Source organism: Rhodoluna sp. (assembly GCF_036721215.1).
Taxonomy (GTDB): Bacteria; Actinomycetota; Actinomycetes; order Actinomycetales; family Microbacteriaceae; genus Rhodoluna.
The window spans coordinates 92,019-100,458 of sequence record NZ_DAIMLM010000003.1; the positions used below are offsets into that span (position 1 = coordinate 92,019).

At 49.0% G+C, this 8,440-nt stretch carries 8 protein-coding genes; 3 read left to right on the plus strand and 5 right to left on the minus strand.

Translation table 11 applies throughout. The annotated features are described in order from the left end of the window. Positions 1-182: 182 nt before the first annotated feature. From rsmA to rsmI, 4 genes are read right to left on the minus strand one after another with little or no spacing between them, the layout of a single operon-like run. Positions 183-1,013: a 16S rRNA (adenine(1518)-N(6)/adenine(1519)-N(6))-dimethyltransferase RsmA gene (gene rsmA, locus AC9UCN_RS05705; RefSeq protein WP_509524763.1), complete on the minus strand. Its 831-nt coding sequence runs from the start codon at positions 1,011-1,013 to the stop codon at positions 183-185. Beyond that, positions 1,013-1,903 carry a TatD family hydrolase gene (locus AC9UCN_RS05710; protein ID WP_509524765.1) on the minus strand — a complete coding sequence of 297 codons (891 nt, stop codon included), beginning with the start codon at positions 1,901-1,903 and terminating at the stop codon, positions 1,013-1,015. The genes rsmA and AC9UCN_RS05710 overlap by 1 nt, the downstream gene beginning before the upstream one ends. An 8-nt stretch (positions 1,904-1,911) precedes the next feature. After that, positions 1,912-3,510 carry a methionine--tRNA ligase gene (gene metG, locus AC9UCN_RS05715; protein WP_509524768.1) on the minus strand — a complete coding sequence of 533 codons (1,599 nt, stop codon included), beginning with the start codon at positions 3,508-3,510 and terminating at the stop codon, positions 1,912-1,914. Between the two features lie 25 nt (positions 3,511-3,535). Then, positions 3,536-4,354 (minus strand): 16S rRNA (cytidine(1402)-2'-O)-methyltransferase, encoded by an 819-nt coding sequence (gene rsmI / locus AC9UCN_RS05720; RefSeq protein ID WP_509524770.1) that lies wholly within the window; start codon positions 4,352-4,354, stop codon positions 3,536-3,538. A gap of 46 nt (positions 4,355-4,400) precedes the next feature. Between rsmI and AC9UCN_RS05725 the strand changes: the two genes are divergently transcribed. Both AC9UCN_RS05725 and AC9UCN_RS05730 read left to right on the plus strand, forming a co-directional pair. Continuing rightward, complete coding sequence (locus tag AC9UCN_RS05725; protein ID WP_509524772.1) at positions 4,401-5,885, plus strand: dolichyl-phosphate-mannose--protein mannosyltransferase; 1,485 nt, start codon at positions 4,401-4,403, stop codon at positions 5,883-5,885. A gap of 23 nt (positions 5,886-5,908) precedes the next feature. Continuing rightward, positions 5,909-6,190: a YciI family protein gene (locus AC9UCN_RS05730; protein WP_509524774.1), complete on the plus strand. Its 282-nt coding sequence runs from the start codon at positions 5,909-5,911 to the stop codon at positions 6,188-6,190. Here AC9UCN_RS05730 and AC9UCN_RS05735 read toward each other — a convergent pair. Next, positions 6,187-7,215 carry a TerC/Alx family metal homeostasis membrane protein gene (locus AC9UCN_RS05735; RefSeq protein WP_509524776.1) on the minus strand — a complete coding sequence of 343 codons (1,029 nt, stop codon included), beginning with the start codon at positions 7,213-7,215 and terminating at the stop codon, positions 6,187-6,189. The two genes, AC9UCN_RS05730 and AC9UCN_RS05735, sit on opposite strands and share 4 nt — an antisense overlap. A 101-nt stretch (positions 7,216-7,316) precedes the next feature. On the opposite strand from AC9UCN_RS05735, the gene AC9UCN_RS05740 reads away from it, so the two are divergent. Continuing rightward, positions 7,317-8,243, plus strand: coding sequence for a TIGR01777 family oxidoreductase (locus AC9UCN_RS05740; protein WP_509524779.1), 927 nt, complete (start codon positions 7,317-7,319; stop codon positions 8,241-8,243). Positions 8,244-8,440: the final 197 nt, after the last annotated feature.

The following is an 8,440-nucleotide window of genomic DNA, read 5'->3' on the forward strand; positions in this document are numbered from 1 at the left end:
TTGTTCTCCATCAAATGAAAAAACTATCTTCGACTGCTCTATTACATTAACTACTCGCGGGGTTTCCGCCTGCCCCCAAGAAGTTGGATCTCTTAGGATGTTAAAAATTTGCCCCTGGTTTCCCGAAAGAATTGCTGAGCCTACGAGTGTGGGCTCACTAGCGCGATGATCAGTTTCAAAAATCACTTTTGTTTTGCCACCTCAATAAAATCATCAATGCTCAGCTCTTCTCCTCTAGCCTGAGGAGAAACTCCAGCCTTCACTAGAATCTGCTCTGCTTGATCAGGGGAACCTGCCCAACCCGAAAGAGCCTGCCGCAGAGTTTTCCTGCGCTGGGCAAAAGCTCCATCTATAACTCTAAACACTTCTGCTCTAAGAGTTGTAGGGAGCGGTGTGCTGGATTTCTGGAAGTAGACCAACGCAGAGTCAACGTTTGGAACCGGCCAGAAGATGCTGCGTGAAACTACCCCGGCAGCCGAAGCCTTGCCGTACCAAGCTAGCTTCGCACTCGGTGACCCGTAGGTTTTGGACCCTGGTCCTGCAACCAGGCGTGCGGCCACTTCAGCCTGCACCAAAACTAAGACTTTGGAAATCGATGGGAAGCTCTCTAGGAAGTGAAGAATTACCGGAACTGAGATGTTGTATGGAAGGTTGGCGACCAGGGCATCGGGCTCAAAATCTAGCTGAGTGACATTCATAGCGTCAGCGTGAAGGATCTGGCAGCTCTTTTGGGGAGCTTTTTGCTTGAGGGTCGAAGCGAGCCTAACGGCCAGCTTCTGATCAAACTCAATTGCTATCAACTGGTCCACTTTCTCAAGCAAGCCAAGGGTTAGTGAGCCAAGACCAGGTCCGATCTCGACGACCTTGTCTGTGGGGCTTAGCTGAGAGGCGGCCACTATTTTGCGAATGGTGTTTGGGTCGATGACGAAGTTCTGGCCAAGTTTCTTGGTTGGCCGAAGATCCAATTCAGAAGCTAACGCTCTGATTTCTCCGGCACCTAATAGTTCGACCACTAGTTATCCCAGGATCCATAAACGGCCACACTGTTTTTAGCTAGCTGCCCGGAAAGCTCGTTAGCATCCATGCCTAACTCGGCGGCCATGAATCGCACGGTGATTGGAACCAGGTACGGGGCGTTTGGTCTTCCACGCAGTGGCTCAGGGGTCAAAAACGGCGCATCCGTCTCAACCAGAATCAGGTCTTTGGGCATGTGTCTAAAAGAATCTCGAAGGTGTTGATTTCTTTTGATGGTTATGTTCCCAGCAAACGAAGTGTACCAACCGTGCTCTGCACAGATTTTCGCAAGTTCGATATCTCCCGAGTAGCAGTGAAAGACAACTTTCTCAGGAGCCCCGACTCTCTGGAGAGTTGCTACTACTTGCTCGTGCGCATCACGGTCGTGAATCTGTAGCGCAAGACCAAAATCCTTAGCAATTTGAATGTGTCTTTCAAATGAGTACTGCTGAAAAGATTTCCCTTGTTCAGATTCGGTTCTAAAAAAGTCCAAACCCGTTTCGCCAATTGCACGGACTCTTTCTTGACTGGCTAGCGCGGCAATGCCGTCGATGTCCAAATCAAGAGCCTGCTTGTTTTCGTACCTAGCAGCTTCGTTTGGGTGAATAGCCACCGCCGCAAGCAACCTAGGATCCGTGGCAGCTACCTCAGCGCTCCATTTGGAACTTTCCAGTGTTACGCCAACTTGAACCGCACCTAGAATTCCGACCTGATTCGCCAAAGCCAAATGGTCTTGGTAATTCATCGGCTGATCGCCATCGGCGATCTCCAGGTGGGTGTGGTTATCGTAGGTGCCAACCAGAAGTGGTTCCGGTAGATCTGGGTAACTTAGCTTTTGTCTGGTTCCGTCAGCGTCTTTCAGCTGACGCTGTCTTAGGTGCTCGCTCACGGTAGGAACTAGTCCCGATCTTCTTGCTCAACTCGAGGAAACAACGACTCAAGTTCGTTGATCTTCTTGCCAGCTACCAGCTGATTCCAGCTGGCGGCTTCAAGTAAAGGCTGCGCTTCTAGATCGCCGAGTTCGTGACCAATTGAGGCCCAAAGCTTGGCTGTTGCCTTTGGAATAAATGGCGTGAGCGCAACAGCCAGAGTCTTAAGACCCTCTAACGAGGTATACAAGATCGTGCCGAGCCGAGCTCTGTTGGCCTCATCCTTGGCAAGAATCCAAGGCTCTTGCTCGGTCAGATAAACATTGAGCCCATCCACTAGCTCCCAAATGGCAAGCAGAGCATCCTGGATAGCAACATCGTCCATGGCGGCATCGGCTTGGCGAATGCTGTTGGCTGCCGTTTCTTGAATCTTTTTGTCGGCGTCAGTTATTGATTCAGCTGCCGGAATTACTCCATCAAAGTATCGGTGCACCATTGCAACAACTCTTGAAGCGAGATTTCCAAAACCATTGGCGAGCTCCGCCTGGTAGCGAGCAGATAGATCTTCCCAAGAAAAGGATCCGTCTTGACCAAAAGCGATTGCCTTCATGAAGTAGTAACGGAAGGCGTCAGATCCAAAAACATCAGTTATCTGAGTTGGAGAGATTCCGGTCAGCTTGGATTTCGACATTTTTTCGCCACCCACTAGTAACCAACCGTGGGCAAATACTTTCTCGGCAGGCTTTAGTTCCGCCGCCATCAGCATGGCGGGCCAAATGACAGCGTGGAATCTAAGGATGTCTTTTCCTACCACTTGAATCGAAGCTGGCCAAAGTGAATTGAGCTTGGCTTCGTCTTCGCCGTAACCAATAGCGGTTATGTAATTCAGTAGTGCATCAAACCAAACGTAGATAACGTGATCGGTGTCCCAAGGGATGTCAATCCCCCAATCAAATTTGTCTTTCGATCTTGAAATTGAAAGATCGGTGAGCTCTCTTGAAACAAATGAGATAACTTCATTTCGGGCAGCTTCTGGCTGTATGAACTTTGGGTTCTGCTGGTAGTAATCAAGTAGTGGTTGCTGGAACTGACTCAGTTTGAAAAAGTAATTTGTCTCTTCGAGCCTCTCAACCGGCTTGGAATGAATTGCACAAACCATCTTCTTGGCAAATTCACCAGTGCCTTCAACTAGGTCTGAGTCGGTCTTGAACTCTTCGCAGCCAACACAGTAGTTTCCCTCATAGGAGCCCTGGTAGATAAAGCCTTTGTCGTAGAGGTTTTGTAAGAAGGTCTGGACGTTCTTTTTGTGCCTGGGTTCGGTGGTTCGAATAAAGTCCTGATTGTTGATATCCAAGGTCTCAAGCATCGGTAGCCAGGAATCGTGCACTAGCTTGTCCGCCCAAGCCTGAGGGGTCTGGTTATTGGCGGTAGCGGTTCGAAGGATCTTTTCACCGTGTTCGTCGGTTCCAGTTAGCAGGAAGGAATTGCTGCCTTTTTGACGATGCCAGCGAGCCAGGACGTCGGCAGCTACCTCGGTGTAAGCGTGGCCGATATGTGGAGCGTCATTGACGTAAAAAATCGGGGTCGTAACAAAAAACGCTTTACCCTCTGGGCTCACACTGGACATGTCTACAAGCTTAACGGGGCGAACTTCAAGGCTTGCTCTTGAGAGCTAGGTCGTAAAGCTCGGATGTCGAAGCTCCGTATTCAGTAGCAACAGCTCTAGCGGCGTCCTTTAGTGAACTTCCTTGCAAACGTAGCTCCAGGACCTTATCGACCAAGCCTTCTGGCGCTATCTGGGTTTGCTCTGCCCCAGCAACAACTAGCACCATCTCACCTTTTAGATCTTTGGCAAGATCGGCTAGTTCTGCCAAGGTGCCCCTAAGAGTCTCCTCAAACTTTTTAGTTAGCTCTCTAGACAATGATGCTTTTCTATCGCCACCAAAGACTGCTTCGGCATCTTCTAGGGATTCGGTGATGCGGTGAGGCGATTCAAAGAAGATCATGGTCCTTGTCTCTGAAACTAATTTTTGAAAGTACTTTTTCCTCTCACCAGATTTTCTTGGGATGAATCCCTCGAAACTAAAACGGTCGGTGGAAAGCCCTGAAACAGCAAGTGCGGCGATAACAGAAGACGGTCCTGGTACAACTTGTATTTCAACACCCTGTTCACTGCAGGCACGAACCAGCGCAAAGCCGGGGTCACTAATTGTTGGCATTCCCGCATCGCTCACCAAAACTAGATTTCCTGTTGAAGCAATTTCAACCAAGCGATCTAGTTTTTGTAATTCGTTTTGTTCGTTCAGGCTGATTAGTTCTGCATTTAGTTTTATGCCAAGGTGATTGGCTAGCTTTAGCAAGCTCCTGGTGTCCTCGGCGGCAATCACCTGTGCCTGCTGCAAAGTAACAAGGAGCCTAGCCGAGGCGTCTCCTATGTTTCCAATGGGTGTTCCAGCCAGAATAAGCACCACTTCATTGTGTCAGATGCCAAGGCGCGGTCTTGATTAGCATGGGCGTATGACGAAGTTGCGGGGAAACAAAAAGGTCTTGGATTACCTTGGTTTCGTTTTTGTGCTCGCAATCGCTTCGGCCACCAGGCTTTGGAACTTAGGCTTCCCTCAAAAGCTGGTATTCGACGAAACCTATTACGTAAAAGACGCACTATCGCTTTCGCGAGAGGGCCACGAGAAGAACTGGCCTGAAGGTGCCAACGCGGTCTTCGAATCTGGTGACTTCTACTCGTACCTAACTGATCCGGCTTTTGTGGTGCACCCTCCTTTTGGCAAGTGGTTGATCGCCTCTGGAATGTGGCTATTTGGGCCTGATAACGCAGTTGGCTGGCGAATCTCCACTGCCCTATTGGGCATAGCAACCGTTGCCCTATTAATGCTCGTTGCATACAAGCTTTTTCGTTCAACCAAGCTTGCCCTAGCAGCGGGCTTCTTGCTGGCGATAGATGGCATGGCGATCACCATGTCTCGTACAGCGCTACTAGATGCCCCGCTTACTTTTTTCCTCCTGCTAGGTTTCTTGTTTTTCCTAATCGATAACAAGCAGTCAAGACTCAGAATTGGCTACACCATCCAGCAAGGCAAAACCACTCTGCTCTGGTTTAGGCCCTGGCTAGTGCTAGCTGGAGTGGCTCTTGGGGCCGCTAGCGCCATCAAGTGGTCTGGTCTTTATCTTTTGGCAGCGATTGGTTTGTATGTGGTTTTTTCGGAATTACTACTTCGCAGGGTTTCTGGAGAAAAGTCCTGGTTTCGAAGTGGACTTTTAGCTCAAGGGGTAATTTCTTTTCTAAACCTTGTTCCAGTTGCGGTGGCTACCTACCTTGCAAGTTGGTTGGGTTGGATTAACTCCTCGGGAGGTTACTCAAGAAATTGGGCAGAAGATAACTTTTTGCCGGGTATTTTTGGAGCTCTGCCTAGCTGGGCTCAATCGCTATGGAATTATCACGAAGTCATTTATAGCTTCCACGTCAATTTGTCAGAAGATCACTCTTACCAATCTCACCCGATTACTTGGCTATTGGGGCTTCGCCCAACTGCTTTTTTCTACGAGACATTCTCGGCTGGGCAAATGGGCTGCGAATCTGAGACTTGCTCTTCGGCAATCACCGCTTTGGGTAATCCTTTGATTTGGGTTTTTGCAACCGCGGCACTTTTGTATCTGGTCTACCGGTACCTAAAAGCTAGGGAAAGAGTAATTGGCCTGGTGCTACTTGGGGTAGGAGCGCTGTATCTACCTTGGTTATTGATTCCAGAGAGAACTGTCTTTCAGTTCTACGCGGTTAGCTTTCTGCCGTGGATGATTCTCGGGCTAGTTCTAGTGATGCAGATTCTTTACCGAGCAATTGGCAACACCAAATTGGCTAAAGGTCTAGTTGTTGGATTCTTTGTTTTGGCTACCTTGGTTTCGATCTTTTTCTTGCCGGTGAACATCGGCCTGGTGGTGCCTTATGATCAGTGGCAACTGAGGATGTGGCTTCCTAGCTGGATCTAAAACCGCCAAAGTAGGATTGAAAAATGCCCATCTTCGCAGTCACTTACCTTTACACAGCACCCGCGAGCCAGATTGATGAAATTAGACCTATTCATAGGGCCTGGCTTTCAGAGCTTGTGGAAAAGAACATTCTGCTAGCCTCTGGGCCAATGGTGGATACCCCTGAAGCGTTGCTAATTTTTCGTAGCGAATCCGCAGAAGAGCTTGCAAAATTACTGGATAACGACCCATTCGACATCGCGGGATGTATCGGATCTCGAACTATTCAAAGTTGGAATCCAGTATTTGGACCTTTTGGTTCCTAGCTAGATTTCTTTGAGGTCTTTTTCTTCTTAGTGGTTTTCTCTTTGCTGGTGGCAATCAAGCTCACCACTGTTGTGATAACCAAGGTGGAAATGATAACCCCGAGGGAAAGCTCAGTTGAGATTTCAGGCACAGCCTTCACATACTCTCCGCCGTTGATAAACGGGAGTTCGTTCTTGTGCAAAGCATGAATCACAAGCTTCACACCAATCCAGCCAAGGATTATCGATAGGCCCACCCCTAGATACTTGAGCCGCTCCATGAGCCCGCTAAGTAAGAAAAACAACTGCCTGAGTCCAAGAAGGGCAAAAGCATTTGCCATGAAGACGATGTAGGGCTCGCTGGTTAGGCCATAAACGGCAGGAATTGAATCCAGTGCAAACAGGAGGTCTGTGAAGCCGATCGTAATCATTACGAGCAGAAGTGGGGTTATGTATCTTTTTCCTTTTTGGATGATGGTCAACTTGGTTCCGTGGTACTCATCCACGGTGCGGAACCTTGACTTGATTAAGGCAACGACTTTTCCACCCGGAACCTTGTCTTCGTCCTCTTCCTTGAAGGTATCCCAAACCAAGAGCACTGCCGTGTAAAGCAAGAAGGCTCCGAAGATGTAAAACACCCAGCTGAAGTTCTCAATCGCTGCTGCACCCAAAGCGATAAAGATTCCACGCAAGATAAGGGCCAGAACAATTCCAACCAGCAGAGCCTCGCTCTGCAGATGCCTTGGAACTCTAAACTTGGTAAAAATAATTAGGAAGACGAAGAGATTATCAACCGAGAGTGACCACTCGGTTATGTACCCAGCCAGGTACTCTCCGCCAAATCTGCTTCCCCAGACTTCGTTCACCACAAGTGTGAACATTAATGCCAACCCAAAGTACACCGTGTACTGAATGGCGGATTCCTTGAAGGTCGGTTCGTGGGGCTTTTTGATCTGAACGATTAGGTCCAAAAGGATAACCAGGCTGATAATTCCAACCGATACAAACCAAATCCACGGCTCGACGTTCATTGATGCTTCCGGCACAAAAACCCCAATTTCTATGGCCCCAAGGAGCGATTACATTTCTCCCATAATTGTATGAGAGTCTTGAGCTAACAACCTTCAATTCACGAACTGGGGAAACAATGAGAGTTCTAATCTCAGGAGCCAGCGGTTTAGTAGGAACCGAGGTATACAGCCAACTAAAAGCTGCCGGCCACGAACCATTGAAGTTAGTGCGCCGCAAAGCCAAAGCCAGCGATGAAATCAGCTGGAACCCAGCTTCATTGGAACTTGATCCAGAAGTTATGGAAACAATTGACGCTGTTGTGAATCTAGCTGGTGCTACCACCGGGCGCATCCCCTGGACCAAAAAATACAAGCGGGAAATAGTGGACTCGAGAATCAACTCGACCAAAACCCTGGTAGCTGCCATCAACGCGGCCAAGAACCCACCGAAGGTCCTAGTTAGCGGATCGGCATCAGGCTTTTACGGCGAAGGTGGCAACCTGTGGCTAAATGAAGACAGCCCCAAGGGCGAAGGGTTTCTGTCAGATCTTGCCAACGATTGGGAGCTGGAAGCTCACAAAGCTAGAACCCGAGTGGTACTGGCTCGCACCACACTCGTCATGAGTCGAAAACTCGGTGCCCTTGGCAGACTGGTTCCACTAATCAAATTCTTTGTTGGTGGGCCGCTGGGTTCTGGAAAACAATACTGGGCTTGGATCAACTTGGTCGACGAGGCTGCTGCAATCATTCATTTGATAAATACTCCAACCGCCCACGGCCCATTCAACCTAAGCGCTCCTGAGCCAGCGACCTGCGAACAGATGGTTCGGGCCCTGGCTAAAGAGCTTGGCCGACCGGCCTGGTTCAGGGTCCCTGAATTTGCCATGAACTTGCTTATTGGCGAGGCCGCCAGAGAGCTACTTCTTGTCAGCCAAAAGATGACCGCAACCAAGCTTTTGGCCTCAGGCTTTCGCTTCAAATACCCAGACCTGGAATCTTCGGTTCGCTGGGTAGTTTCCAAAAACCAAAAGCAAATTCAAAACGAAGATTTACTAAATCTTTGACAAATAAAAAACCCCACTCCGAAGAGTGGGGTTTTTTACTATTGAAAGAAATTACTACTTTGCAGCTGCCTTACGCTTTGCAGTCTTACGACGTGCTGGCTTCTTCGCTGCTACTGCTTTTTTCGCAGCTGGCTTGCGCTTTGCTGCAGTCTTCTTAGCAGCTGGCTTGCGCTTCGCTGCAGTCTTCTTCGCTGCTG

What these genes read in the sequence shown, in the direction of transcription:
- metG (WP_509524768.1), bottom strand. Translation starts at nt 3,510, where the DNA reads ATGTCCAGTGTGAGCCCAGAGGGTAAAGCGTTTTTTGTTACGACCCCG.
- AC9UCN_RS05725 (WP_509524772.1), top strand. Translation starts at nt 4,401, where the DNA reads ATGACGAAGTTGCGGGGAAACAAAAAGGTCTTGGATTACCTTGGTTTC.
- AC9UCN_RS05730 (WP_509524774.1), top strand. Translation starts at nt 5,909, where the DNA reads ATGCCCATCTTCGCAGTCACTTACCTTTACACAGCACCCGCGAGCCAG.
- AC9UCN_RS05740 (WP_509524779.1), top strand. Translation starts at nt 7,317, where the DNA reads ATGAGAGTTCTAATCTCAGGAGCCAGCGGTTTAGTAGGAACCGAGGTA.